The sequence below is a fragment of the Pseudomonas sp. 2822-17 genome (assembly GCF_002742485.1).
In the GTDB taxonomy this organism is placed as follows: Bacteria; Pseudomonadota; Gammaproteobacteria; order Pseudomonadales; family Pseudomonadaceae; genus Aquipseudomonas; species Aquipseudomonas cyclaminis.
Map to the genome: position 1 here is coordinate 1 of NZ_LJRZ01000460.1, position 263 is coordinate 263.

1 protein-coding gene is annotated in these 263 nt (G+C 38.8%); it reads right to left on the bottom strand.

What is annotated here, in order from left to right; genetic code table 11:
- Nucleotides 1-263 (bottom strand): hypothetical protein (locus AOA60_RS18225; protein ID WP_218240689.1); only part of this gene is annotated, 263 nt, incomplete at both ends.

The following is a 263-nucleotide window of genomic DNA, read 5'->3' on the forward strand; positions in this document are numbered from 1 at the left end:
TCTGGACCTGATCCTACATAAGGTACGCCAATCATCTCTAATATTCCAGGAACGTGCATATAACGCCCTTTCCCTTGAATACCATAACTTAGGTTAAACACAAGACCAGGACGTTCACCTGAAATAACTGAAGGCATAAATTCCTCTAGCTTTGATATGATATTTTTATCCCCTTCGAAAGTCTTAACTTGATGGCCACCTGCCACAAGACCATCTTTAATATTACGTATTGTTTCTAGTCCATACTTTTCACGGTTTAAAGT